Origin of the sequence: Agrobacterium sp. SORGH_AS_0745 (assembly GCF_030818995.1) — a bacterium.
Lineage (GTDB): Bacteria > Pseudomonadota > Alphaproteobacteria > Rhizobiales > Rhizobiaceae > Agrobacterium > Agrobacterium tumefaciens.
Window position 1 is genome coordinate 1993345 of the sequence record NZ_JAUTBI010000001.1, and the last position, 25050, is coordinate 2018394.

A 25050-nucleotide genomic window follows, 5' to 3' on the forward strand; every position below is an offset into this window, starting at 1 on the left:
GATGGATGAAGGGCAAGCGGAAATGCGCCTGGAAGAAGATGCGCTCGGAACACGGCTGATGCCGGCCGCCCTGGCCTATGGCATCCAGACGGCGCGCGCGGTCGAGAATTTCTCGATTTCTGGCCGGACGATCGCCGATATCGAAGGCTTCATCCCGGCGATTGTTGCCATAAAGCAGGCTGCCGCACGGGCCAATTGCAGGGCCGGCGACCTTGATCCGCAGATCGCCGGGGCAATCGAAATGGCTGCGAGCGAATACGCCATAATGCCAGGCAGGCAGGATTTTCCTGTCGATATCTATCATGGCGGCGGCGGCACTGCGGCCAATATGAATGTCAACGAAGTCCTGGCCAACAGGGCAAGTGAAATTCTGACCGGCAGGAAGGGACAGGATCCCGTTCATGCCAATACCCATGTCAACATGGCGCAATCCACTAACGATGTCATTCCCTCGGCAATGAAAATGGCGGTCGGGGGTGAACTGGCTGGCCTCCGCGCAGGTCTGGGCTCTCTCGTCGATGCTCTTCGGGTCAAGGAGAATGCCTTTCGCGACGTGGTCAAGCTTGGCCGAACCTGCTTGCAGGATGCGCTGCCTGTCACTTTCGGTCAGCAGTTTTCAGGTTATTCAGCCGCCTTTGAGCGACAGATGGCGGGGATGTCTGGTCTGGAAGACGTTTGTCTGCGGCTGCCGCTTGGCGCCACTGCCGTCGGCACTGCCTTTGGCGCCTCGCAAGCCTATCGCCGCTTCGTCTTCGAGGAATTGCAGGCACTGACCGGCAAATCTTATCAGCCGGAGGAGAATTTTTTTGATGCGCTGCAAAATGCCGACGATTGGGTGAGGATTTCAGCCGCATTGAAAGCAATAGCCCTGACCCTGTCGAAATTTGCGGCCGATCTGCGCCTGATGTCATCAGGACCGCGGGCGGGGCTTGCCGAGGTCACCCTTCCGGCGGTGCAGCCGGGTTCGTCGATCATGCCGGGCAAAGTCAATCCGGTTATGCCTGAAATGATGATGCAGGTCTCCTTCCGTGTGATCGGTAATGATGCCACAGTCACCCGCGCCGCCGAGGGTGAACTTGACCTCAATGTATGGGAATCGATCATTCTAGAAGCCATCAGCGAAAGCATTCGTTTGATGCGACGCGCGATCCCGCTTTTTGTCTCCCATTGTATCTCGGGGATAAACGTCAATACGGAGCGCGGCCTCAAAGATGCATCCGGATCGCTTGCCCTGTCGACAGCACTCGTGGCGATTTACGGCTATCCGGCGGCATCTGCCGTCGCCAAGCATGCGGCCACCAACGGCCTGTCCGTCCAGGAGGCTTCCGTGGCTTGTGGACTGATGACGCGAGCGGAGGCCGACCTGCTTTTTTCCGATGTTGCAGCATTCGCAGACCCAGACCGGACCGAGCAACGGATCGCCAGCTTCCGCAACCGCACGTCCACCCTCAACAGGCGCTAAAAAATGTCCAGAATAATTCCTGATGCCGTCTTGCCGTCGAAGACCCTGCCTGCGCACGTGGATGTCGTAGTTATCGGTGGCGGCATCATCGGCGTATCGACAGCGTTGTCGCTGGTCGAGCGTGGCATCAGCGTTGCCGTCTGTGAAAAGGGGCTGATCGCTGGTGAGCAATCGTCTAGGAACTGGGGTTGGGTGCGCCAGATGGGGCGTGATCCGGCCGAGTTGCCGCTTTCCATGGAAAGCTTGAGGCTCTGGAGAGGCATGAACGAGCGGGTCGGCGCCGAAACCGGGTTGCGCCAGTGCGGCATTGCCTATCTGTGCGAGACGGACGCTGACGTCGCCTTTTACGAGGAGTGGCTCCAACATGCCGCCGCAGTGGGTCTCGACTCGCGCATTGTGCGCGGTGAGGCAATGCACGCGCTGGTGCCGGGCATGGGCAGGCAGTTCAAGGCCGTGATGCACACTCCGAGCGATTGCAAGGCCGAACCGTTCATGGCGGTTCCCGCCATGGCACGCGGTGCTGCCGCAAAGGGTGCCCATATCCTCACGGGCTGTGCGGTCCGGTCAATCGAACGCTCCGCCGGGAAGGTAAGCAGTGTGGTGACGGAACATGGCGAAATCCGCTGCTCTTCCGTCGTGCTGGCGGGTGGCGCCTGGTCCAGGCTTTTTGCAGGCAATATGGGACTTGATATTCCGATCCTCAAAATCCTCGGCAGCGTCGCGCGTCTGTCGGCTGTTGATGGCATGACGGATATGCCGGTGGGCGGTAACGATTTCGCCTTCCGTCGCCGTCATGATGGCGGCTTCACGGTAGCGCAGCGCAACGCGGATATCGCGCCCGTCACTCCGGATAGCTTCCGTCTGTTTGCCGACTACCTGCCGTCGCTCGTTAAAAACTGGCGGGCATTACGCTTGCGGACAGGCGGGCAGTTCCTGCGGGAAATGGCGATGCCCCGCCAATGGAAAAGTGACGCTGTGACGCCGTTCGAGCAGATCCGCATTCTCGATCCCGTTCCGTCATCGAAGCTCATTTCCCAAGGTATCCACAAGTTGTCCAAGTCCTTCCCGGCATTTGCAAATGCCCGCATCACGGCTACCTGGGGCGGCCTCATGGATGTCACGCCGGATGCCGTTCCGGTGATCTCTGCTGCCAGTGCCATTCCCGGCCTTTATCTGGCCGTCGGATTTTCCGGCCATGGATTCGGTATCGGCCCCGGTGCCGGAGCGCTGACGGCTGATCTGGTGGCAGGCTCCAAGCCATGCGTCGATCCAGCACCTTTCCGTCTGGAGCGTTTCGGGCGACTGCACCGCTCGCTGGAGAATTTGCGGTAAGATTCTTAAAGATCAAGAGATGGCGCCCGGTGCGCGGTCCCGCTTCTGCGAGACGTGCTACAGGCGGGCTGATACTTGCCGCGCCGGTCATCCCGCAGACATCTTACTGCTCGGAAAACTTCCAGGTTTCCCGTCAGGTCGTCCAGGCTGATATGGAAGCGCAGGGCCAGATCAGGCCCACTCCTCATTCCACACCTGAACCATGTGGCCGGGTGTAACTTCGCGATATTCGCGGTTTGGCGGCGTGAAGGTTTTCGGCCGGATTGGGCTGCGCAACTCTGTATCAGCGAATTTGCGCCGCATATGCCTGCGTGAGGGATCTGGTAGCGGCACGGCCGATAGCAAGCGCCGGGTATAGGGATGTTGCGGATTGGAGAAAACAGCTTCGCGCGGTCCGGTCTCAACGATTTCGCCGAGATACATTACAGCTATGCGATGGCTCATGCGCTCGACAACTGCCATGTCGTGGGAAATGAACAGCAGGCCGAGTTTCAGTCGTTCCTGAAGGTCCAGTAACAAGTTTACCACCTGAGCCTTGACTGAAACGTCGAGTGCCGAAACCGCCTCATCGGCAATGATGAGTTCGGGTTGGAGCGCCAGCGCTCTTGCAATGCAAATGCGCTGGCGTTGCCCGCCGGAAAACTCATGCGGATAACGGGTCGCCATCGCCCCAGCCAGACCGACTTCGCCAAGCAGATCACGCGCAAGCTTTCGGGCATTGCGGGGCGTTTCCAACCCATGGATCAAAAGAGGCTCCGCGATGGCGTTTTCAACCGTTAGGCGGGGATTGAGGCTGGCGAATGGGTCCTGAAAAATCATCTGAACTTGACGGGACAGGTCCGATCTGGTGAAGGAGCCAACATCCGCGCCGTGGATATGGATTGAACCGGAATGCGGCCGGTTAAGCCCGGCCAGCAAGCGGCCAGTGGTCGATTTTCCGCAGCCCGATTCACCTACCAGCGCAAGTGTTTCACCCCGCGAGAGCGAAAAGCTGACATTTTCGACCGCATGCACGCGCGAGTGCACCATCCGGGTGAAGGCGGATCGCATCTCGAACCGCGCCGACAGGTTCCTGACATCGAGAAGCTTGCCACTCGCCGCGTCGATGGTATCGGGCCGCTTCTTCTGTGGCAGTGCCTGTCCTGTTTCCATGTCGATAATCGGGAAAGGACTGGGGCCATCTTCGCCGGCCGAACCGAGTTGCGGCACCGCGGAAAGCAGGGCGCGCGTATAGGGCTTTTGCGGGCTGGCAAAGACTTCTGATGTCGTGCCGGTCTCAATCTGGTCGCCACGATACATCACCAGCGTACGGTCGGCGATTTCAGCGACGACACCCATGTCATGGGTGATGAAAAGCACAGCGGTGCCTTCCTCTTCCTGCAGGGTTTTGATGAGGTCGAGGATCTGCGCCTGAATGGTGACGTCGAGCGCCGTGGTCGGTTCGTCGGCAATCAGAAGGGCGGGGCGACAGGCAAGTGCTATCGCAATCATCACGCGCTGGCGCATGCCTCCTGAAAACTGGTGCGGGTAATCGTCGATACGTTTGGCAGAGGAGGGAATCCGCACTTTCTCCATCAGTTTCAAAGTTTCCGTCCGTGCCACGCTTTTCGAAATACCGTTATGGGCAATCAGGGCTTCCGCGATCTGTTCCCCGACGGTCAGTACCGGATTGAGGCTCGTCATCGGTTCCTGGAAGATCATCGCCACCCGGTTGCCACGGATTTCACGCATGCGAGCAGGGGAAGCGCCGATCAGTTCTTCGTCGTCGAGCTTGATCGAGCCTTCGATGCGGCTCGTCTTTTCCGGCAGAAGCTGCATCACGGACAGTGCCGTAACACTCTTGCCGGAACCGCTTTCTCCAACGATCGCAAGTGTTTCACCAGCACGGATGTCTAGGTTCAGCTCGTGAACCACCGGGTTGAACGTGCCGTCGCGCAGGAATGAGACCTTGAGATTGCGGATGGAGAGGACAGGATGAGGCGTGGTTTCGGTCATTGTCACTTTTTCCTGTTTCATACGCCGCTCTTGCCGCCGCCCGCAAGGACGGCTCCTGCCGCCGAACGCGGATCGAGCCAGTCGCGCAGCAGATCGCAGACCCCGTTGAGCACGAGGATCATCACAACCAGCGCCAGACAGGGCCAGACAAGCAGCATGGGCTGATGAGCGATAGCCGCCCGGCCGGTTCCGATCATCAGCCCGAGTGAGGGCGAGGGAGGGACGACGCCGAGACCAAGGAAGGACAGGCCCGATTCAAGCACAACCGCCGCCGCCGTGACGAAGCTGGCCTGAACCAGAAGAGGTCCCATGATGTTGGGCAAAATGGTTTTCAACATGATGCGGATGTTACTGGCACCCATGGCCTGTACCGCCTCGACATAATCCTGCGAGCGAACGGTAAGCACGCTGGCATAGGCGATGCGGGTGAAGCCGGGAACGAACACTGCGGCAAGCACGGGGATCAGTGTCATCGGGCCTGGCCCATAAAGGGTTACGGCGAGCATGGCGAGGAGAAGCGGGGGGAAACAGAGCACGACATCCATGGCCCTGAGCGTCAGGATTTCCGGAAAACCTCGCATGTAACCACCGATAATGCCGAATGCGGTACCGATGACGCCCGAAAGGATGGAGGTCGAGAGGGCGATAAACAGCGAGATACGGATGCCGAAGACCAGCCGGGAGAGAATGTCGCGGCCCATTTCATCCTGCCCGAGCGGGAAAGCTGAAGATGGCCCGGCGAACCGCTGACCCATGGTCATCTTCAGGGGATCTGACAGGGGCAGTACTGGAGCAAGCAGGCATATCAGTGCGATGAGCGCGAGCAGCAGCGGCCAGACGAGACGAAGCGAGCGCGTCATTTGCGAATCCTCGGATCGGTGACACCGTAGACAATATCGACGATGAGGTTGAGCGTGATGAACAGGGCCGAAATGACCAGGATGACCGCAGTAACTGTGGGGTAGTCACGGGAATTGACGGCGCTGACCAGCATGCCGGACAAGCCTGGCCAGTTGAAGACATATTCCACCAGCACCGTGCCGCCGAACAGGCCGCCAAGATTGAGCGCGAAGACCGTGATGACCGGCATCAGCGCGTTGCGCAGCACGTGGCGGGCAATGATGCGCCGTTGCGGCAGACCCTTGGCGCGCGCGGTTCGGACATAATCCAGCGGCAGAACATCGAGCACTGAGGCACGCGCGATGCGCACGACGATCGCCGCAAGACCGAGCGCGATGGCGAAGGCGGGCATCGCCAGCAGGATCAGATGCTTGCCTGGGTCGTCTGAAATATTGACGTATCCACCGGCTGGCACCAGCTTCCACATCTGGGCAAAGACCAGAATTATCAATGTACCGGCGACGAAAACGGGAATGCCCTGGGTAAAACCGGCAAGAAAATTAGAGACGCGATCGAAACTACCGCCCTGTCGCAAGGCTGCTGCAACGCCGACCGGTACGCCGATGATCAAACTGAGGATCGCGGCGGCTGCGATCAGCTCAAGTGTACGCGGCAGGCGTTTGGCAATTTCGGGTGCGACCGGTGAACCGTCGATCATCGAGTTGCCGAGATCAAAGCGAATGAGGCCGGACATCCGATCGACATATTGCGTCAGTATCGGCCGGTCGAGGCCCAGATCGTTGCGCAACTGCGCAACCGAAGCCGCGTCGGGCGTCGAACCTTCTCCTGAAAGCAGCAGTTCAGCCGGATCGCCTGGCACCATATAAATGGAAAGAAAGACGAGGCTGGTAACGACCCAGAGCAGTGCCAGAGAAATGGCAATTCGCTGCAGGAACCAGAACATGAAGACCCTCCGGCAGTCAGCCATGCAACGTCAGCCTGAAAATACTTGCCTTTCAGGCCTCTTCCGCACGGAAGATGAGAAACGGATGCCCGGACGGGCGAGTGCCGACCGGGCTAATTCCAGATGTTACGACAGCGAAAGCTCGTCGAAAAGGCGACCGGAGAAGGGAGAAATCTGGTCCGGAAGCATATGGAAATTGTTGACGCGCTTCAGGTGGGCAAAGCCGGTGGCGCGGTAGGAAAGACCGCAAAAAGGCGTGTATTCGATGACGAGCTTGTCGACTTCGGCATATATCGCCTTGCGCTTTTCCAGGTCGAACTCCGCACGGCCCTTGGCGAGCAACTCGGTCAGGCCTGGAACCTCGAAATTGCGTGAGCGGAAGAAGGTCGGCGACAGCGTCGGGTCAATAAGGGCGCTTGTCGCATCCGGATCGAAGGTGTCGAGGCCGAGACCCTGAATGGCGAAATCGCCCTGGCCACGGTTACCCATGGTAACGCGGGTGGACCAGTCGGGCATCGTCAGTGTCACGTTGATGCCGACTTCGGCCAGATGGCCCTGGACGATGACGGCGGTATCGCGGTGCATGCCGTACTGCGCGGTCGAGAGCAAATTGACGGTCACACCTTCTGCACCGGCCTCCTTAATCAGCGCCTTGGCACGGTCGGGGTCGTAGCTCTGCCCCTTGGCAAGTTCGGCGTTGTAGAACGGCGTCGCGGACGAGCGCGGCACGCCTTCGAGAACCGCGCCGCGCCCAAAGAACACGCCCTTGACGATCTCTTCGCGGCGAATGGCGAGGGAAACGGCGCGCCGCAGGCGCTGGTCCTTGAATGCACCAGCTCCGTTGAACGACAGGAACATGAATGCGCCTGTGGCAGCTGTCTCAAGCGCAACACTGGCGTCGTTGTCGAGCTGGTCCATTGCGCTCCACGGAACGTAATCGATCACATCGACATCGCCCGCAGTGATCGCTGCAACACGTAGGTTTTCGTCGGCGTAGGCTGTGACGCGAACCTTCTTGAAATGCGGCAAGCCGTCCTTGAAATAATGCGGGGAGGCTTCGAAATCGAGGCCTACGCCCTTTTCTGCATTGGCCAGCGTGAACGGGCCCGCGCCTATGCCATGGTCCTGTTTGTCGGTCGAACCCTTGGCGATGATCTGCAGGAAGGGGTTGGCGAAGAGCGCCGGCAGCGCCGCGTTCGGTGATTTCGTCAGGAGCTTGAAGGTGCGGTCATCAACAATCTCGACCTTTTCGACTTCGAGCATCGCATCACGGGTATAGGCACCGGAGCCCTCCGCCTTGATCTTCTCGATATTCCATTCGATGTCGGCCGAGGTGACGGGCTGGCCGTCGGAGAATTTAACATCCTTCAGCTTGATCACCCAGGCGCGGTCGCCTTCTCGGTCGAAGCTTTCGGCCAATTCACCCACAAGTTTGCCTTCTGGCGTGTAGGCCATGAGGAAACGGTTGATCAGCGAAGAAACGAGTTGGCCGGCATAGCCGACATTCACCCACGGTTTCAGATGAGCGGGATAGGTGGAAAGGCCGATGCGCAATGTGTCGGAAGGGGCCTGCGCAAAGGTTCTGGACGCTCCGATGGCAAATGCGGCACCTGAAGCGGCGGTCAATTTCAGAAGGGTACGGCGATCGAGTATCATGGTTAGTTCCCCATTATGTGTTGATACATGCTTGCCAGCCGGCGTGGACGATTTCGGCGCGCCACCTTTCCGGAAAAGTGTCGGTCCCGGTGGGCGTGATCTGGTCCCGTCGATATCGAAAACAATAAAGAGAGCCTTTTCCGGGTGTCAAGCGAAATTCCATTAATTAATTCATTGGGAAATCTTTGTGTCAAATAACGGAATAAGAACCCAAATTTTTTAACGTCCGGCGTAATTTTGTCTTATAATCTAATTATAGGAATACCAGAAATATTCTGGTCGTAATAATGGAATTGAGATTGACAAGGGAATGAAGCCGATCATAGGGTCTGAACAACTGGCCCGGATTGCCCGGCAGCCGTTTCTCCGGGGCCGAAGGCTTGGCTTTCGCAGCGGGCGGCGCATGCAATCAAGGCAGTGTCGCACGACCTCCAGATGAGGCGTTGCCTTATGACATCCAGAAGAAGGAGCGAGCCATGGCATGGCGGATTGGCGTGGATTCCGGTGGTACTTTTACCGATGTTTGTCTGTTTGAGGATGAGACGGGCGAGGTGGTGATCTGGAAGGTTTCATCGACACCGGATGACCCTTCGCGCGGGATCACGCAGGGGGTGGCCGATGGCATCGAGCGCGTAGGCATCAAGGCCGAGGACGTGTCTTATGTCGGTCACGGTACAACGGTTGCCACAAACGCGCTCATTCAGGGTCGTGGCGCAAAAACAGGGCTTCTGACGACCGGTGGTTTCCGCGATCTGCTGGAAATCGGCCGTCAGAAACGCCCGGACCTCTATGATCTCCAGGCAGATAAGCCTGAACTTCTGGTCGAGCGTCACCTGCGCTTCGGTATTGAAGAGCGTGTTTTGGCCACTGGCACTGTTGAAACACCACTGGACGAGACCGCATTGCGCGAAGCGGTGCGGGCTCTGAAGGCCGATGGCGTCAAGGCGGTCGCAGTCAATTTTCTGTATTCTTTCATGCACGCCGAGCATGAGAAGATCGCGGCCCGCATTCTGGAAGATGAGTTTCCTGAAGCCTTCCATTCGCTGTCACACCGTATCGCGCCGGAATTCCGTGAGTTCGAGCGATTGTCGACCACGGTCGTCAATGCCTATCTCGGCCCCGTCATGCAGGGTTATGTGAAATCGCTGTCCGGCAAGCTCACCGATCTCGGCATCACGGTTGCGCCGCAGCTCACCCAGTCGAATGGCGGCGTTATCGGCTTTGATACTGCTGCCGAAATGCCGGTACGCACGGTTCTGTCCGGTCCCTCGACCGGTGTTGTCGCTGCCCAGGCGGTTGGTCGCATGACCGGCATCGACAACCTCATCACGTTTGACATGGGCGGTACCAGCTCTGACGTTGCACTGCTTGCTGATGGTCAGTGCCGAGTGGTGAACGAGTCGGTGGTCCACGGTTATCCGATCAAGGCTCCGATGCTCGATATACACACGGTCGGGGCCGGTGGTGGCTCGATCGCCTATATCGATTCCGGCAATCACCTGAAAGTCGGTCCGCGTTCTGCAGGCGCCAATCCTGGTCCGGCCTGCTACGGCCTTGGCAATGACGAGCCGACGGTCACTGACGCCAATGTCGTACTTCAGACACAGAACCCGGAATATCTGCTCAACGGCCGAATGAAGATTGACCGTTCGCTGTCGGTAAAGGCCGTCGAGCGGCTTGCGGAAAAGCTCAATATGGGCGTTCTGGAAACCGCGAACGGCATTCTCGACATCGTGACGGCCAACATGGCCAAGGCCATTCGCGTGATTTCGGTCCAGCGTGGCCATGATCCGCGTGACTACGCGCTGGTCGCCTTCGGCGGAGCGGGTCCGGTGCATGCCGTGCGTCTGGCCCGTGAGTTGGGCATGAAGCGCATCGTCGTGCCGAAGACCCCGGGCGTCTTATGCGCTCTTGGCCTCTTGATGACGGATCTGAGAACGGACTTCTCGGCAACTGTCCTGCATCGTCTCGACCAGGTGGCGTCGGGAACGATCTCCACGCTGTATGATGGCATTTCTGCTCAAGCCAATGCCTGGTTCGAGCGTGAGAAAATCGCACCAGCCGCCCGCGTTGTCACCCGCACCGTCGATTGCCGCTACGCCGGCCAGAATTACGAGATCGCAGTCGCCTTGCCGGAAGGCCCGATCACCGAGGAAACCTTCCGCCTCGTCAAGGAGCGTTTCGAGCAGGCGCATCGCCAGCTCTATGGCTTCATCGCCGAAGGTGAGCCGGTGCAGCTTGTTACCTATCGTTTGGTCGCAAGCGGCGTCGTCGAAAAAGCAGCGTTCAAGGCCCGCGAGATGGAGGGCGAGGATTCCTCTGCTGCGATCTCCGGCAAGCGTGATGTCTGGATGGCCGAAGCCGGCGGTTTTACTGCGGCGACGCTCTATAACCGCGATCTTCTGAAACCCGGTAACGTCGTCGCCGGTCCTGCCATTATCGACCAGATGGATTCGACCACGGTTCTGCCGCCTGGATATGTCGCTACGGTCGATGCCTATCTCAACCTCATCGTGGAGGGAAAATGATGACGAATGCAGCCATCGCACAGAACCCTGCTGCAGCACTCAATCCGATAACTGTCGAGGTCATCGGCAGCGCATTTGCCTCCACCGTCGAGGAAATGGGAGAGGCGCTCGTTCGTGCCAGCTATTCCACCAATATCAAGGAACGCCGCGATTGCTCGACGGCACTGTTCGACGCCAGGGGGGCAATGCTTTGCCAGGCCGAACATATCCCGATGCATCTCGGCTCGTTTATCGGCTTTATTCCGTACATTCTGGAGCATGTGGGCGCGGATAGTCTTGCTCCCGGCGACGTGTTTATCGGCAACGACGCCTATGAGGGTGGCGGCACCCATCTGCCGGATATCGTTCTGGCGGAGCCGATTTTCCAGGACGGCAAGTTGATCGCCTGGGCGATCAATACAGCGCACCATTCCGACTTCGCAGATCGCGGCCATGCCCACATATATCAGGAAGGCCTGCGCATTCCCCCGGTTCGCCTCTATCGAAAGGGCATTCTTCAGGAAGACATCCAGAAGCTGTTTCTCCTGAACTGCCAGGTACCGCATGAGCGAATGTCGGACCTGCGCGCCCAGATGGCAGCGAACCGCCTTGGCGTGACGCGCCTCAAGGAACTCTGCGACAAGTATTCCACCGGAACGGTTCTCGCAGCTGGTCGCGAACTGATGGACTATGCCGAACGCAAGATGCGCGCCGGCATCGCTTCCATTCCGGATGGCACCTACAGCTTTTCGGATATGTTCGATGCGGAATCGCTGCGGGACGAGCTCGAATTTTCGGTGACAATTACAGTCAAGGGTGACGAGATGCATCTTGATTTCGTCAGCCCGCCGCAGGTTCGCGCGGGTCTGAACGTGGTCTATACCGCTCTCCTCTCCACAGTCTATTATGCGGTGAAGACCGTTGTTGATCCAACCGTCCTGCCGAATGCCGGTCTGGCCCGGCCCATCCATGTGACGGCGAAAAAGGGCACATTGCTCAATTGCGCTCACCCGGCCGCAGTCGATGGCCGCATTGCCGCATGCCAGCGCGTGGTCGATCTCATCCATGGCGCACTCGCGAAGGTGGTTCCGCACCGCGTCACCGCGGCCTGCAACGGATCTGTCGCGGTTGCGAGCTTCTCTGGTGCACGCGCGGACGGCAGCCTCTGGGTCTATCTCGAAACTATCGGTGGCGGCTTCGGGGCGCGGCATAACAAGGATGGTCTGGACGGCGTGCATGTCCACATGACCAATACGTCCAACCTGCCACTGGAATCGCTTGAAACCGAGTATCCGCTGACGCTGGTTGCTTATGAACTGGTCGACGGTTCCGGTGGTGGCGGACAGTTCAGGGGTGGCATGGGGCTTCGCCGCGTGTATCGCGCAGAAGCAGACTGCCGGGTCTCCATCGGTGGCTCCCGCTTCGTCTCGCGCCCCTGGGGTCTGGACGGTGGTCTTGCAGGTGGTCTTGGCTCCTTTACCATTCTCGGTGCGCCCGAGCGGCTGGTGAATGGTGCCGGCGACATCTTCAAGGGTGACATTCTCGAGATCGTAACGCCCGGTGCCGGCGGATATGGCGAGCCCTCCATGCGCGACCCGGCATCCATTGCAGCCGACGTCCGTGACGGACGCATTTCCTCCGAAGCGGCCAAATCCGTGTACGGGCTCTGATTTCCCAAGCTGGCCCGGTTTCCCTCCATAGGGAGCCGGGTCTTCTTTGGGCGAGCGGCTTGAGGTTCCAATTTTTTAACCCGCTTGACTACCCATGCCATATTGCCTAATCCAGTTCCAATTATCGGATTTTAATGAATGATATGTTCACCGAAACCCAGGGGACAGCATGGCAAAGCAATCGTCCAGCAATGTCGAACGCGGTGCGGAAATTCTTCTGGCGCTAGGCAATGCGGGTGTCGGCGGCATGAGCCTTGCTGAAATCGCAGATGGGATCGGTGATGCTAAATCGGCGGTGCATCGGGCTCTGACGGGACTGTCTCATTACGGTTTTGTTGAGCAGAGCGGTCGGCGCGGCAACTACAGGCTGGGTAGCGCGATTTATGCGCTGGCGCAGCGCGTGCCAGGTATTGGTGATCTGGTCGATCTTTTCCGTCCGGCGCTTATTTCCATCACCGCCGGCACAAACATATCAAGTTTTCTCATGGCGCGGTCGGGTTTCGAATCCGTTTGCCTCGATTTCCAGCTGAGCGCGGCGCCGGTCCAACCCTTGCTTTCGGGCGTGGGCGGGCGTCTGCCGCTCGGTATCGGCCATGCCGGGGTTTGCATGATGGCGCGGCTGGACAGGGAATCCCGCGAACGCATCCTCGAAATCAACGCCCCGCATTACGAACAATGGCAGATCGAAACGGATACCATCCGCGCCGAGATCGAGATGTTCCTCGAAAAAGGCTATGTGATCGGCACGCGCAAGGCGGCGGGGTACGAGGTCTGGACGCTTTCCTTTGCGCCCGCGCCCGGTGACAATCGTTATGGCGAAACCGGGGTTTCTCTGCTTGCGCTGGCCAACAGCGTTTCGGATGACGAGGCACAGCGCTGCGTCGCGCTGATGTCTGAAGCACTGCCCTACAAGTGGTCCGGCCTCAACGCGTAACGCCGGATCATTTCCTGGATATGGGCAAGGCGCGCGCTGCGCGCCGGTTCAGCAAGAACGTCCCGCCCGAAGGTAAAGCGGATGGTGTGTGCCGTGGAGACCGTGGCCCAGCACAGATTCGAGATTGACAGCCATAACTCGACAGGGTCCAACCGAGGGCGAAAAACGCCAGCTGTGACGCCACGCTCCAGAATCCCCGCCACCATCCGGGAAATATTTCCCGCATATACCGTTTCGGGCTCCGATTCGCGGATGTTCTCGCCACCGTGCAGGTTCTCGATGCCAACAAGCGTCAGGAAGCCCTGATTGTTCCGGTAGTAGTCAAAGGTGAACTCCACAAGCCGGTCGAGCGCAGCAACCGGATCCGAAGGCATCGCCAGCGATTCCTCTGCATCGCGCATCGCCCGGTAAGCGTCTTCCAGCACATGCCGGAACAACACTTCCTTGCGGGAAAAATGCCGATAGACAAGTGCCTTGTTAACGCCAGCCGAATGGGCGATGGCCTCGATATTTGCACCTTCCAGACCGTGCGCAACGAATTCGCCTGCCGCAGCCACAAGAATGGCCTTGCGGGTGCGCGAAGTGCGCGCCGCGTGTGATCCTGGCGGCTTTTCCTTCACCTTTGTTGCCTGCGGCCTGTCGTTCATTCATGTCGTCCTTCCGTGGCCGGTGAATATCATCTTTGCCTCGTCTTGTCCTCTCTTCGGCAGGGAACGAATTTTGCAGCGTTGTCGCCAACACCTCTTTACAGCTCCCGTTGCTTCTGTTTTTGTAACGACAACGGTACTGTTACACAAGAGGCAGTTATGACCCCGCATATACGTGTCGCATCCGACGTCGGCGGAACTTTCACCGACAGCATTGCCTATGACGAGACGACGAGAACCATCACCGTCTCGAAGGTATCGACCACGCCGGTCAACCGTGCGCTCGGCACGCTTGAAGGCCTGCGAAACGCCCTGGGCCTGCAGGGCGCGAGCGGTGCGGATGTTGCGTATGTCGGCCATGGCATGACAACGGCAACCAATGCCGTGATCCAGCGCAATGGCGCAAAGACGGCATTTCTCACCAATCACGGCTTTCGCGATCTCCTTGAAATCGGCCGCCAGAACCGTCCGACGCTGTTCGATCTGACCAGGGTGAAGCCTGAACCGTTGGTGCCGCGCGAACTTTGTTTTACGGCGCGGGGCCGTATTCTGCCGACAGGAAAAGAGTTGCAGCCGCTCGACGAGGCCGATGTGCGCGCGGCTGGTGAAGCGATGAAGGCGGCTGGCGTCGAGGCCGTCGCCATCCTTTTTCTCCACTCTTACGCCAATCCCTCCCATGAGTTGCGGGCGCGCGATATTCTGGCTGAAGTCCTCCCAGATGTGGCAATTTCCGCTTCGGTCGAGGTGAATGCTGAATTCCGCGAATACGAGCGCGGCTCGACGGCGGTGCTCAATGCCTATCTTCGTCCGGTCATGGACCGTTATCTGTCTTCGCTCTCCGGTATGTTGCAGGATGAGAAGGAAGGGCTGGGCCTTGGCCGCGACCGTCCGGTTATGGTGATGGATGCGGCCGGTGGACTGATGAGCCTCGAAGGAGCGCGCCTCAAGCCCGTCCATACCGTTCTATCCGGCCCCGCCGGTGGGGTGGTCGCCAGCGCGCATGTGGCTATGCTGGCAGGTATTCCCGATATCATCACCATGGATATTGGTGGAACGTCCACGGATATCAGTCTCATCCGGGCTGGACGGCCGGAAATTACCCGTTCGGCCAGTCTCGAAACCGTGCCGATCCGCCTGCCGGTTATCGATATTAATGCTATCGGTGCGGGCGGTGGCTCCATTGCCTGGATTGATGACGGTGGGGCGTTGCGTGCGGGGCCGATGAGCGCCGAGGCGGTGCCGGGCCCCGTTTGCTATCGTCGCGGTGGAACGTTGCCGACAGTTACCGATGCCAATCTTGTGCTGGGGCGGTTCTCGCCGCAATCGCGTCTGGGCGGTTCGATGACACTTGATCTGGATGGGGCCCATAAAGCCATCAACGATGTCATTGCCCAACCACTTGGTCTTGATGTCTATGAGGCGGCGGCAGGAATATTGCGCGTAGCCCATGCCAACATTGTTCGGGGCATCCGCGTTGTTTCCGTGGAACGTGGTTATGATCCACGTGATTTCGCGCTTGTGCCATTCGGCGGTGCGGGACCGATGCATGGCAGCCCCGTAGCCCGCGAACTCAAGATGCCGCGTGTAATGGTGCCGCCGACCCCTGGCATTCTCTGTGCGCTGGGACAGCTGATTTCAGACCTGCGCCACGATTTCGTCGAAACACACGTCGTCCCCTATGCCGCCAATGGCGAAGCTGAAGCGGCTTTGCGCATCAAGCGCCTGACTGACCGCGCCGACGGCCATCTCGATCATGATGGCGTCGAGCCGGACCGGCGCGACGTGGAAATACGCATCGACATGCGCTATCAGGGCCAGTCGTTTGAACTGTCAGTGACGGTGAATCCGGGCGAACCCTGTTGGTGGGCCGACCTTCCTCGCCGGTTTCACGCCGCGCACCGGGCCCGCTTCGGTCATGCTGACGAAAACGCCGCAATCGAGATCGCCGGCTTCGGCGTCACAGGTATCGGCCGCATCAAAACGCCGGTGCTTCCCGAACTCGACGACGGAGGCCCGGTGCCCGACGACGATGCCCTGACCGGCGAACGCCCGGTCTATTACGAGCCTGGCGATAGCGGCGCGCGTGGCGCCTTCCATAGGGCGGCGGTCTACGCCCGGGAAAAGCTCAAGGCTGGCAACATGATATTCGGCCCCGCCATTATCGAGGAAGTTTCTTCGACAACCGTTCTTTATCCTGCCGACCGTCTCACGGTTCACAAATCAGGCAGTCTGATCGTTGAGGTAGCAGAATGACCATGTTTGATCCGATCCGTCTCGAAGTTCTGCGAAATGCCCTGGAAGCAACCGCGCAGGAAATGGGCGTCGTGCTGAAATGCACTGCCTTTTCGCCCAACATTAAAGAACGCATGGACGCATCCTGCGCAATCTTCAACGCGAATGCGGAGCTGGTCGCGCAGGCCGAGCACGTACCGGTGCATCTTGGTTCCATGCTGAGGGCCGTTGCGCCGACACTTGCACAGTTGCCACCGCTCAAGGAAGGCGATGTCGTCATCGTCAACGACCCTTTTGTTGCCGGCGCGCATCTGCCCGACATCACGTTGATAGCTCCCGTTTTCGCCGCAGGTGAACTCGTTGCGCACGTGGCAAGCCGCGCGCACCATTCGGATGTCGGAGGCATGGAGCCTGGTTCGATGCCCGGCAGCTCAACAGAGATATTCCAGGAGGGACTGATCATTCCGCCAGTCCTACTTTACGACGGAGGTGCGGAACAGGCCGGTATCATGCGCATGGTGCTTGCCAATGTGCGCACGCCGGAAGAGAGGCGCGGTGATCTCAATGCCCAGTTGGCGGCTCTCAGGATCGGGGAGACCCGCCTGCAGGAAATGGTGGGGCGTTTCGGTGTCGATGGGTTCAAACAGGGCCTGTCGGCCATTCTTGACTATTCCGAGCGGCGCATGCTGAAGCGCCTCGCTGAGTTGCCGACCGGCCGCTACGAGGCCGAAGACTGGCTGGATGACGATGGATCAAGCCCGGAGAAAGTCCTGATCAGGGTTGCCGTCGATGTTGCGCCCGACCGTCTGGTATTCGATTTTGCAGGAACCGCGCCGCAGCGGCGTGGCAATGTCAATGCGGTCAAGCCGATGACACACTCGGCTGTGTTCTACGCCATCAAGATACTGACCGACGCAACACTTCCGCCAAATGCCGGCGGTGTTGCGTCCAGTCGAAATTCACATTCCGCAGGGCTGTTTCCTCGATGCCCAGCCGCCGGCCGCCGTCTGCGCGGGCAATACTGAAACCACGCAACGCGTAGCAGACACTGTGTTGCGCGCCTTTGCGCTTATCGCGCCCGATCGCATCGCTGCCGCCAGTCAGGGGACGATGAACCTGATCGGCATCGGTGGACGTGATCCCCGAAGCGGAAGGCCTTATACCTATATCGAGACGATTGGCGGGGGGCAGGGCGGCCGTCCTTATGGTGCTGGCATGCATGGCGTGCACGCCAATATGTCGAACACGCTCAACACCCCGATCGAGGCGCTTGAAATCAGCTATCCGCTGCGTATCGAACGTTACGAGCTGCGCCAGAGATCGGGCGGGACGGGGCACCATGCCGGCGGCGAAGGCCTGATCCGCGCCATTACAGCGGTGGATCACGAGGCGCGTGTTTCGCTTCAATCCGACCGTCGGATCACTGGTCCTTACGGTCTGCATGGCGGTGACGCCGGCGCGACGGGACAAAACTCGGCCATAGATGCGGCCGGCATTGCGACACCGCTAGCCGGCAAAGGCTCGGTAACGCTTTCGTCTGGAGAAACGGTCGTCGTGGAAACGCCCGGCGGCGGCGGCTGGGGGAGGGTTCCGGTTCAGATCGAATAGAGACGCTACAGTCTCCCGTATACCTTGGACATCTGCGATCTTCTGCGGCACGCCATTGCCCCGAAACGACAATTTCAAGTCGGTTCAGCCACCAGCTGAGGAACGAAGGGGGGGCGCAAACGCGACTACTACCTTTTTACCAGCAATCGGCTGCCGCTATCTTGCCGGGGCGCGGCCGGTGGCGGTCGCTTCCATTGAAGGAGGTTCGGGATCGGGTACGACTGATAATGTGTGTTTGAGGCATTTAAGTGCGAAACAGGATCGGGAGTGGCGTACACCCTCGATCTTGTAGAGCTTCCGGCGCAGAAACTGCTCGTAGCCTGCGGTTCCTGCCACCGCCACCTTGATGAGATAATCATATTCGCCTGTCGTCAGATAGGCTTCCAGCACCTCCGGAAGAGCGGCCATCGCTTCCCCGAAGCGTTCCAGAACCTCGTCGTCGTGGCGCTCCAGCATCACCTCGATGATAACAGTTTCGGTCAGTCCAAGCTTGGCCTGATCGAGAATGGCGGTATAGCCGCGAATGACCCCTTCGTCTTCCAGACGCTTGACACGCTGCCAGCAGGGACTGGGCGACAACCCCACCTTTTCCGAAAGCTCCGCATTGCTCAACCTGCCGTTCTCCAGCAGGGTGCGCAATATCTTGCGGTCAATTCTGTCCAGCGGTTTCGTCATCCCCGGTCTCCACAAAATACGTTGCAAAAATCTGCCGTCACTGCGGCAGACTGCGAAAGAAATGTTTTCAGACGGGCGGTTTGGTGCTGGCATTCGAAAGCACCTTCCGCTCATTTTTAAGTACCGTACTGCAAGGTACAGGCAGCAGGGAGGAGCAGGCGTGGCACCCGTAGAACAACATCATTTTCCAAGGCCTAGAACGTTGATCCACCCCGGCATTTCCTCGCCGGTGCGCATCAACAGCCTGCACTCGCCATCCGCGCGCCACGTGCGGCTGTTCATTGCGGCGGGCCGCAGTCTTTACAATGGAATCGTGCAGCCGCTTTTCGAAAACGGCATTGAGAATGCCTCGCTCACCATTCTCGGCGGCTATTTCGACATATTGTCCTATTGCGTCGCCCCGCCCGACCCTTCCGGCAAGGCGGTCATTGCCTATACGAAACCCATCGACGCCGGTGCGGCCTGGCTTGTCTTCGGCAATGCTATGCTCGGGCGCAGCATGAAGGGCGAGCCGATTGTTCATTGCCATGCCGCCATGCGCACCGCGGCAGGTGTGGTCAAGGGCGGCCATCTGCTGACTGAATCCTGTATTGTTGGCGAGAGCGGCGTTTCCGCCCTGGTGACGTCACTCGACAGTTTCGTGCTGCAGCAGTCCTTCGACCCTGAAACCAACATTCCCCTTCTTCAACCCAGGAACCGTACGGAGCGCGCCGATGAACACGCATAACACTGTCGAAATCGGATCCATGGGGCGTGTGGCCTATGCCCGCATCGCACCCAATGAAGACCTTGTTCTCGGTGTCGAAAAACTGTGCCTTGCCGAAGGTTTCAGAAATGCCTTTGTGCGCGGCGCGCTGGGCAGTCTGGTCGATGCCTGTCTCGGCACCCGCAGCGGCGCGTTCTTGCAAATACGCGGTCCCGCCGTGGAAATCGTCTCCATTGCCGGCGAAGTGCGTGCCCAGCCCGACGGCTCGCTGCGCGCCTCGCTGACCGGTGTCGTCGCCGATACCGAAGGTTCGGTTTATGGCGGTCCCTTCATCGCCGGAGCTAACCCGGTTTGCATGACTTTTGAAGTGACGCTGGAAGAGTGGTTGCCTGCGGAAAAGCCGCAGGCGGCGTGAGTTGTCGTCAGGCGGGCCGGTGAGTTGCTGAGCGCAACTCATGCGGCGTGCCCCTGTCTTTCGGTCAGAAGTAGCTCGAAAGTAACGCAGACCGGGTTTTTGCCGCGCACCAGCCGCCCGCCGCTGATATGTGTGGTGAGGTCCACCATCGCAATATCCAGCATTGCTTGTCGGTCTCCCGACGCGGCCGTGCCGATACGGCCCTTGTTTATGAGGATTTCGCTCGCGTAGGCAGTGAGGATTGTTCCGTCGTCATAATCCGCACCGACCAGGCTGCCAATTCCATTGACTTCGGCTTCTCGCAGGCCAAACCGGGTAGAGACCTCTTCGAGTGCCGTGCATATATCGGTATTGGGGCGCACTGTGCATAAAAGTGCCCGAAGACCCGAACCCTTTTGGTGGCGCTGTTGCGCGATGGGTGTGAAAAGGGGGAAATTGGTTTCCTCATCCTTTTGCACATCGAGGATCGCTCCATCCAGCGCCAGAGCTTCAAGCGTTGTTTCTACAGCAAATTCGGTCTCGAAAGGCAGTAGATGCCCCATGGAGACAACGCCGTCGGCACTCTTCCATGAACCATGGCAATGCAGAAACGGCGCGCTATCACGCCGGCCCATATGCAGGCCGGCATCGATGATTGTGCCACCCGGCATGGAAAAGGTTTCGCTATACCATGCGGCATGTGCGTCATCCGGTGCGGCTGCCGGCATGACATAATGCAACCGTTTCATCGGTACGTTCTTCAGTCTGACGTAACCACCTTCGAACCCCAACTCCGCGAAGGCATCGGCAATCGCTTGGTTGGCGCTTACGCCGGACCGGACCGTCAGAGTAACAGGATAGGCATGGCAGCCGACGGCGCGAAAGCGTTCAGGCGTTATCGGTCCGGGATGGACGATGTGGCGGGGAAGCTCTTGCGTGCCTGTCTCCGTCATACCGCAAGCCCCGCGGTAATGAAGCCCCCATCCACGGCAAGCACCTGTCCGTTGATGTAGCTTGCGTCATCCGACACGAGGAAGGCCACGGCAGAGGCGATCTCGTCCGTCCTGCCATAGCGATGCATCGGAACGCGGCTATGCCATTGGTCGCGAACATTTTCAGTATGAACTGCCTGGGTGAGGGGGGTATCGACCGGACCGGGCGCAATTGCATTGACACGAATGCCTGATTGCCCCAGCTCGTTTGCCATTACCATCGTCAGAAGATTGACGCCGCCCTTCGAAGCGCCATAGGCGCTGCGGCCACGATTTCCACACATGCCGGAAACAGAGCTGATATTCACGATCGAGCCGGCAAGATCGCGCTCCAGCCAGTAACGTGCGGCAGTGCGCGCTACCGCGAAGCTGCCGACGAGATTGACATCAACGATACGGCGAAATTCTTCGACGCTTGTGTCGACGGACAGCTTGTCGATACCGATGCCCGCGCTGTTGACGACGGCGACCAGATCAACCGCATGATCGGAATCTCCCGCGGTCAGGACGGCGAAAGCCATCTCTATCGATGCCTCGTCCGCAACGTTGCAGACGATGCCGCGCGAGAGATCGATACCGAGCTTTTCGCAGGCTATATCCAGCGCCTCGCGCTTGAGATCCAGCAACCATGGCTGCCAGCCGCGCGCCATCAGGAGCTGCGCAGTGGAGAAACCGATGCCGGATGCACCGCCGGTGATCGCGACGGCCCCTTTTGTACCTGTTTTCTCTTGTGTCATACCGTCTCCTCCCGATTGAATGTCACGCCTGTCAGCCTGTCCGCTTCTCTTCGAAAGCCGGCATCTGACCGCGTTTCTCCAGTTCCTCGCGGATCATTTTCTTGGTGATCTTGCCGTAGGCGGATTTCGGCATGGCATCCCAGAACACCACTGATTTCGGCAGCTTGTAGCGGGCCATCTTTCCTTCCAGATAGGCCTTCAGATCAATAGCGGCGATATCCGCGCCCTCGCGGGCCACGCAAACGGCCACACCGACCTCGCCCCACACCGCGTCCGGCACACCCAGAACCGCAGTCTCGCTGATGTCGGGATGCGTGAGGATTTTTTCCTCGATTTCACGCGGATAGATGTTCGAGCCGCCGGAAATATACATGTCGGAGGCGCGCCCGGTGATGTAGAGGAAGCCGTTCTCATCGCGATGACCAAGGTCGCCCGTCCGGAACCAGCCATTGCGGAAGGCTTTGGCATTGGCCTCGGGATTATCGTAGTAGCCGGCGAAAACGGCGGGACCGATTACACAAATTTCGCCGGTTTCGCCTGCGCCAACCTCCGCGCCAGCATCGTTCTGGATCTGCACTTCCATGCCGGTGCGGTCGAAGCCGCAGGTGCCGATGCGCGTTTCCGGACCGTCCTCGGCGTTATGAAACGAAGGCGGCAGCACGGTGATGTTACCGGTGACTTCACCCAGGCCGAAATATTGCACCAGCACCGGGCCGAGCTTTGCAAGCGCGCGCTTCTGGTCCGCGCGATACATCGGCGCACCGGCATAGATGACATAGCGCAGTGAGGAGTGATCGAAACGATCCACAGAGGGGTCTTCGACGAGCATTTTAAGGATGGTTGGTACAGTGAAGGCGTTGGTGATACGCCATTTTTCGATCAGCGCCCAGACGGCGGGCACATCGAGCTTTTCCGCCGCCGGAAGCACGGTTTTCGCGCCATGCGCCACCTGCACCAGCTGGTGAATGCCCGCACCGTGTGAAAGCGGGGCAACGACGATGGAGGCGTCGTCCGGTCCGGTGCCGGGCATCAGATCGCAGAGATGGTTGGTGATGACGAACGCCATCTGGCCATGGGTAAGCACTGCAGCCTTGGGCCGGCCGGTGGTGCCTGAGGTGAAGAAGAACCAGCACGGGTCATCCCGATCCACTGCCTGGCTTTTGACTTTGTGCCCCATATGACGGGTCACGATGGCATCGTAATCCTCACCGAACTCAGCCGTACCGATGGCGATGCTGAAATCGATCGTGCCCGCCTCATGGCTGGCTTTTGCATGATCGGGAAAAGCACTGGCGCAAATCATGCCGCGCGCGCCGCTGGCCTTCGCCAGATAGGCAACTTCATCAGGCGATTGACGGTAATTGGTCGGCACCCACACCGCACCCACGCGGAAGCATGCGAACATGGATTCGAACATCTGGTTGTTGTTGGAGGACTGCACTAGAATGCGGTCCCCCTTTCTGACGCCGAATTCAGTCTCCAGCGCATGGGCCATGGCGTCGACGCGGGCTTCCATTTGAGCCCAGCTCCAAGTCTTTTCACCCCAGACGAAACCGATATGGTCCGGGTTGCGGCGTGCCGCCTGCGTCAGGAAATGCGAGAGGTTCATCACCCGCGTGGAGGAGGGCGCAACCCCGCCCGCGGGATGCTGCACGGCACTTTGCATCGTCATTTCACACGCTCCATGATCGAGACGTAATTGGCAACCGCCGTGCCACCCATGTTGAACACGCCAGCCAGGGAGGCATTGGGAATTTGCATGTCGCCTGCCTCGCCCATCAATTGCATCGCCGCCATGACATGCATGGAAACGCCGGTCGCCCCGACGGGATGACCTTTCGATTTCAATCCACCCGATGGGTTGATTGGCAGGCGTCCGGTCTTCAGGGCCGTTCCATCCTGGACAACGCGATATCCTTCACCGGGCTTCGCAAGCCCCATGGCCTCATATTCGATAAGTTCGGCAATGGTGAAGCAGTCGTGCGTTTCAACGAAAGAAAGGTCGTCGAGCGTTGCGCCGGCAAGTTCCAGCGAGCCGGCCCAGGCGCGGCGCGCGCCTTCGAAGGCCAACGGATCGCGACGGCTCAATGCCATGATGTCGTTGACATGCTTGCGGCCCCGGAAACCGATGGCGCGGTTGAGTGTGGCTGCCGTTTCCTCGTCGGCCAAAATGATCGCGGCAGCGCCATCAGAAATCAGCGAGCAGTCGGTGCGGCGCAACGGGCCTGCGACGTAGGGGTTCTTGTCCGAAACCGTATTGCAGAAATCGAAGCCGAAATCCTTGCGCATATGGGCATAGGGATTGACCGCGCCATTGGCGTGGTTCTTTGCGGCAATCATCGCCAGCTCTTCCGAGCGGTCGCCATAACGTTGAAAATAGGCCTGTGCGATGCGGCCGAACTGGCCAGCAAACCCGCCTGGAATATTGGCCTCCTCCGCACGGTAACAGGCGGAGAGCAGGATTTCGCCCACCTCTGCGGTCGGCAGCGCCGTCATTTTTTCGGCGCCGACAACGAGTGCGATGCGGCCGCGCCCGGCTTCGATGAAATCCATGGCGCTATAGAGGGCGGCCGATCCTGTTGAGCAGGCATTTTCGAAACGCACAGCTGGCGTATAGGCGAGGCGCTCATCGCCCATCGCCACCAGGGCGCCCTGAAAATCCTGTTTCGAGAAGCCATTGTTCATCACGCCGACGAAAATGCCGTCGATATCGCTGACATCGACGCCGGCATGGTCTATGGCCGGCGCCACGACCGAAGCCATCAGTTGCTCGGTATTTTCAAGGGCCGACTTGCCGAAAGGCGAATGCGCCCAGCCGACGATCTGCGCTTTGCTCATTTGCTCGTTCTCCTCGTTTGCCGTTTCGTGTCGCCTTCACCGCGCGTGCGGGCGCGGCTGGCCATCATTTCTGCGATGCGTGTCTCGATGCGGGTTACTTCCTCGCGCAGCAGCGCTGCCAGTTCCGGCTGGCGCTCCGGCCGCATGCGGCTGTCCACAGCGGCAATGCTCAGCGCTCCCGCCACAGCGCCATCAGGCGCGCGGATGGCAACGCCAATACCCCAGGAATTAGAAAGGATCAGGCCGGGGTTGAGCGAATAGCCATTGGCTCTCGTCAACTCGACATCACGGCGCAGGCCCTCAAGCGTAATGCCGGGATAATTAGCGGCAATCAGCCCGCTATTGGCCGCAATGATATTTTCCACCTCGGTGTCTGGCAGCGCCGCCAGCATGGCGAGCGAACCCGCACCAATACCCAAGGGGTGTTCGAAACCGGCCTGAAGCGCATGGGTGCGCACCGGCCAGGTGCCTTCTTCGCGGTAAAGGCACAGGGCAAATGTATCACGGCGCACGGAAAGGAAGCTCGAATCCTCCGAGCGGCGGGAAATGCGCGTCAGGCCGTCCTGCGCCATTTGAAGAAGGCCAAACCGGCGCGATGACAGGCTGCCCAGCACATAGGTTTCTTCGCCGAGGTAATAACGCCGCGTTTCCTCATCCTGCTCCACAAGGCCGGCGCGGATCAGAGCCAGCAGCAGGCGGCGGGCCGTGGGCTTGTTCAGTCCGCTTTCTGTTACGATGACCGAAAGCGCCACGCCGCGTTCCGCGTGCCTCCCGACCATGGAGAGCAGCGCCAGAGCCCGGTCCACCGCGCGCGCGCCCGTCAGATCTTTTTCAACCGGGATCGTTGTTGTTACTGCCATC

The 25050-nt window shown here is 59.4% G+C and carries 21 protein-coding genes; 10 read left to right on the top strand and 11 right to left on the bottom strand.

Features of this window, described 5'->3' with window-relative positions; all coding sequences use genetic code 11:
• The first annotated feature begins 1 nt into the window (after position 1).
• Positions 2–1462, top strand: coding sequence for an aspartate ammonia-lyase (locus tag QE432_RS09040; RefSeq protein ID WP_306623837.1), 1461 nt, complete (start codon positions 2–4; stop codon positions 1460–1462).
• A 3-nt stretch (positions 1463–1465) separates the two neighbouring features.
• The gene (locus tag QE432_RS09045; RefSeq protein ID WP_111782660.1) at positions 1466–2794 is read left to right on the top strand and encodes an NAD(P)/FAD-dependent oxidoreductase; all 1329 of its coding nucleotides are present in this window, start codon (positions 1466–1468) and stop codon (positions 2792–2794) included.
• Between the two features lie 171 nt (positions 2795–2965).
• Here QE432_RS09045 and QE432_RS26705 read toward each other — a convergent pair whose 3' ends face one another.
• From QE432_RS26705 to QE432_RS09065, 4 genes are all read right to left on the bottom strand, one after another.
• A complete protein-coding gene (locus QE432_RS26705) occupies positions 2966–4789 on the bottom strand; it encodes an ABC transporter ATP-binding protein (RefSeq protein ID WP_306623840.1) in 1824 nt (607 codons plus the stop codon).
• Between the two features lie 17 nt (positions 4790–4806).
• Positions 4807–5649, bottom strand: a complete 843-nt coding sequence (locus tag QE432_RS09055; RefSeq protein ID WP_035199211.1) for an ABC transporter permease — start codon at positions 5647–5649, stop codon at positions 4807–4809.
• A complete protein-coding gene (locus QE432_RS09060; protein WP_111782661.1) occupies positions 5646–6593 on the bottom strand; it encodes an ABC transporter permease in 948 nt (315 codons plus the stop codon). Before QE432_RS09060 ends, QE432_RS09055 begins: the two co-directional genes overlap by 4 nt.
• Before the next feature lie 126 nt (positions 6594–6719).
• On the bottom strand, positions 6720–8249 hold the full coding sequence (locus QE432_RS09065) for an ABC transporter substrate-binding protein (protein WP_174041101.1): 1530 nt from the start codon (positions 8247–8249) through the stop codon (positions 6720–6722).
• Between the two features lie 476 nt (positions 8250–8725).
• Here QE432_RS09065 and QE432_RS09070 point away from each other — a divergent pair, with 476 nt between their 5' ends.
• The 3 genes from QE432_RS09070 to QE432_RS09080 all read left to right on the top strand — a co-directional run bounded on the left by QE432_RS09070 (position 8726) and on the right by QE432_RS09080 (position 13360).
• Positions 8726–10777, top strand: coding sequence for a hydantoinase/oxoprolinase family protein (locus QE432_RS09070; protein WP_065688954.1), 2052 nt, complete (start codon positions 8726–8728; stop codon positions 10775–10777).
• Positions 10774–12426 (top strand): hydantoinase B/oxoprolinase family protein, encoded by a 1653-nt coding sequence (locus QE432_RS09075; RefSeq protein WP_306623844.1) that lies wholly within the window; start codon positions 10774–10776, stop codon positions 12424–12426. The genes QE432_RS09070 and QE432_RS09075 overlap by 4 nt, the downstream gene beginning before the upstream one ends.
• 169 nt (positions 12427–12595) lie before the next feature.
• Positions 12596–13360: an IclR family transcriptional regulator gene (locus QE432_RS09080; protein WP_013761249.1), complete on the top strand. Its 765-nt coding sequence runs from the start codon at positions 12596–12598 to the stop codon at positions 13358–13360.
• Here QE432_RS09080 and QE432_RS09085 read toward each other — a convergent pair.
• The gene (locus tag QE432_RS09085; RefSeq protein ID WP_003517531.1) at positions 13333–14007 is read right to left on the bottom strand and encodes a TetR/AcrR family transcriptional regulator; all 675 of its coding nucleotides are present in this window, start codon (positions 14005–14007) and stop codon (positions 13333–13335) included. The genes QE432_RS09080 and QE432_RS09085 overlap by 28 nt on opposite strands.
• 159 nt (positions 14008–14166) lie before the next feature.
• Between QE432_RS09085 and QE432_RS09090 the strand changes: the two genes are divergently transcribed.
• The 3 genes from QE432_RS09090 to QE432_RS09100 are packed head-to-tail and all read left to right on the top strand — an operon-like array spanning position 14167 to position 17847.
• On the top strand, positions 14167–16260 hold the full coding sequence (locus QE432_RS09090; RefSeq protein WP_306623846.1) for a hydantoinase/oxoprolinase family protein: 2094 nt from the start codon (positions 14167–14169) through the stop codon (positions 16258–16260).
• Entirely contained in the window at positions 16257–17264 is a 1008-nt protein-coding gene (locus tag QE432_RS09095) for a hydantoinase B/oxoprolinase family protein (protein ID WP_306623848.1), read from the top strand. The genes QE432_RS09090 and QE432_RS09095 overlap by 4 nt, the downstream gene beginning before the upstream one ends.
• A complete protein-coding gene (locus QE432_RS09100; protein WP_306623850.1) occupies positions 17170–17847 on the top strand; it encodes a hydantoinase B/oxoprolinase family protein in 678 nt (225 codons plus the stop codon). Before QE432_RS09095 ends, QE432_RS09100 begins: the two co-directional genes overlap by 95 nt.
• Before the next feature lie 156 nt (positions 17848–18003).
• Here QE432_RS09100 and QE432_RS09105 read toward each other — a convergent pair whose 3' ends face one another.
• Positions 18004–18522 (bottom strand): Lrp/AsnC family transcriptional regulator, encoded by a 519-nt coding sequence (locus QE432_RS09105; protein WP_111802935.1) that lies wholly within the window; start codon positions 18520–18522, stop codon positions 18004–18006.
• A 160-nt stretch (positions 18523–18682) separates the two neighbouring features.
• Between QE432_RS09105 and QE432_RS09110 the strand changes: the two genes are divergently transcribed.
• Both QE432_RS09110 and QE432_RS09115 read left to right on the top strand, forming a co-directional pair.
• On the top strand, positions 18683–19249 hold the full coding sequence (locus QE432_RS09110; RefSeq protein ID WP_306623853.1) for a DUF296 domain-containing protein: 567 nt from the start codon (positions 18683–18685) through the stop codon (positions 19247–19249).
• The gene (locus QE432_RS09115) at positions 19236–19643 is read left to right on the top strand and encodes a PPC domain-containing DNA-binding protein (RefSeq protein WP_003508265.1); all 408 of its coding nucleotides are present in this window, start codon (positions 19236–19238) and stop codon (positions 19641–19643) included. Before QE432_RS09110 ends, QE432_RS09115 begins: the two co-directional genes overlap by 14 nt.
• A 38-nt stretch (positions 19644–19681) precedes the next feature.
• Here the strand turns inward: QE432_RS09115 and QE432_RS09120 are convergent, their stop codons facing one another.
• The 5 genes from QE432_RS09120 to QE432_RS09140 are packed head-to-tail and all read right to left on the bottom strand — an operon-like array spanning position 19682 to position 25049.
• Complete coding sequence (locus QE432_RS09120) at positions 19682–20575, bottom strand: DUF296 domain-containing protein (RefSeq protein ID WP_306623855.1); 894 nt, start codon at positions 20573–20575, stop codon at positions 19682–19684.
• The gene (locus tag QE432_RS09125) at positions 20572–21351 is read right to left on the bottom strand and encodes an SDR family NAD(P)-dependent oxidoreductase (protein ID WP_306623857.1); all 780 of its coding nucleotides are present in this window, start codon (positions 21349–21351) and stop codon (positions 20572–20574) included. The genes QE432_RS09120 and QE432_RS09125 overlap by 4 nt, the downstream gene beginning before the upstream one ends.
• Before the next feature lie 31 nt (positions 21352–21382).
• Positions 21383–23023 carry an acyl-CoA synthetase gene (locus QE432_RS09130; RefSeq protein WP_306623859.1) on the bottom strand — a complete coding sequence of 547 codons (1641 nt, stop codon included), beginning with the start codon at positions 23021–23023 and terminating at the stop codon, positions 21383–21385.
• The gene (locus tag QE432_RS09135; RefSeq protein ID WP_003517520.1) at positions 23020–24189 is read right to left on the bottom strand and encodes an acetyl-CoA acetyltransferase; all 1170 of its coding nucleotides are present in this window, start codon (positions 24187–24189) and stop codon (positions 23020–23022) included. The genes QE432_RS09130 and QE432_RS09135 overlap by 4 nt, the downstream gene beginning before the upstream one ends.
• Complete coding sequence (locus tag QE432_RS09140; protein ID WP_306623862.1) at positions 24186–25049, bottom strand: IclR family transcriptional regulator; 864 nt, start codon at positions 25047–25049, stop codon at positions 24186–24188. The genes QE432_RS09135 and QE432_RS09140 overlap by 4 nt, the downstream gene beginning before the upstream one ends.
• Position 25050: the final 1 nt, after the last annotated feature.

What these genes read in the sequence shown, in the direction of transcription:
- QE432_RS09040 (WP_306623837.1), top strand. Translation starts at nt 2, where the DNA reads ATGGATGAAGGGCAAGCGGAAATGCGCCTGGAAGAAGATGCGCTCGGA.
- QE432_RS09045 (WP_111782660.1), top strand. Translation starts at nt 1,466, where the DNA reads ATGTCCAGAATAATTCCTGATGCCGTCTTGCCGTCGAAGACCCTGCCT.
- QE432_RS26705 (WP_306623840.1), bottom strand. Translation starts at nt 4,789, where the DNA reads ATGACCGAAACCACGCCTCATCCTGTCCTCTCCATCCGCAATCTCAAG.
- QE432_RS09055 (WP_035199211.1), bottom strand. Translation starts at nt 5,649, where the DNA reads ATGACGCGCTCGCTTCGTCTCGTCTGGCCGCTGCTGCTCGCGCTCATC.
- QE432_RS09060 (WP_111782661.1), bottom strand. Translation starts at nt 6,593, where the DNA reads ATGTTCTGGTTCCTGCAGCGAATTGCCATTTCTCTGGCACTGCTCTGG.
- QE432_RS09065 (WP_174041101.1), bottom strand. Translation starts at nt 8,249, where the DNA reads ATGATACTCGATCGCCGTACCCTTCTGAAATTGACCGCCGCTTCAGGT.
- QE432_RS09070 (WP_065688954.1), top strand. Translation starts at nt 8,726, where the DNA reads ATGGCATGGCGGATTGGCGTGGATTCCGGTGGTACTTTTACCGATGTT.
- QE432_RS09075 (WP_306623844.1), top strand. Translation starts at nt 10,774, where the DNA reads ATGATGACGAATGCAGCCATCGCACAGAACCCTGCTGCAGCACTCAAT.
- QE432_RS09080 (WP_013761249.1), top strand. Translation starts at nt 12,596, where the DNA reads ATGGCAAAGCAATCGTCCAGCAATGTCGAACGCGGTGCGGAAATTCTT.
- QE432_RS09085 (WP_003517531.1), bottom strand. Translation starts at nt 14,007, where the DNA reads ATGAACGACAGGCCGCAGGCAACAAAGGTGAAGGAAAAGCCGCCAGGA.
- QE432_RS09090 (WP_306623846.1), top strand. Translation starts at nt 14,167, where the DNA reads ATGACCCCGCATATACGTGTCGCATCCGACGTCGGCGGAACTTTCACC.
- QE432_RS09095 (WP_306623848.1), top strand. Translation starts at nt 16,257, where the DNA reads ATGACCATGTTTGATCCGATCCGTCTCGAAGTTCTGCGAAATGCCCTG.
- QE432_RS09100 (WP_306623850.1), top strand. Translation starts at nt 17,170, where the DNA reads ATGCCGGCGGTGTTGCGTCCAGTCGAAATTCACATTCCGCAGGGCTGT.
- QE432_RS09105 (WP_111802935.1), bottom strand. Translation starts at nt 18,522, where the DNA reads ATGACGAAACCGCTGGACAGAATTGACCGCAAGATATTGCGCACCCTG.
- QE432_RS09115 (WP_003508265.1), top strand. Translation starts at nt 19,236, where the DNA reads ATGAACACGCATAACACTGTCGAAATCGGATCCATGGGGCGTGTGGCC.
- QE432_RS09120 (WP_306623855.1), bottom strand. Translation starts at nt 20,575, where the DNA reads ATGACGGAGACAGGCACGCAAGAGCTTCCCCGCCACATCGTCCATCCC.
- QE432_RS09125 (WP_306623857.1), bottom strand. Translation starts at nt 21,351, where the DNA reads ATGACACAAGAGAAAACAGGTACAAAAGGGGCCGTCGCGATCACCGGC.
- QE432_RS09130 (WP_306623859.1), bottom strand. Translation starts at nt 23,023, where the DNA reads ATGACGATGCAAAGTGCCGTGCAGCATCCCGCGGGCGGGGTTGCGCCC.
- QE432_RS09135 (WP_003517520.1), bottom strand. Translation starts at nt 24,189, where the DNA reads ATGAGCAAAGCGCAGATCGTCGGCTGGGCGCATTCGCCTTTCGGCAAG.
- QE432_RS09140 (WP_306623862.1), bottom strand. Translation starts at nt 25,049, where the DNA reads ATGGCAGTAACAACAACGATCCCGGTTGAAAAAGATCTGACGGGCGCG.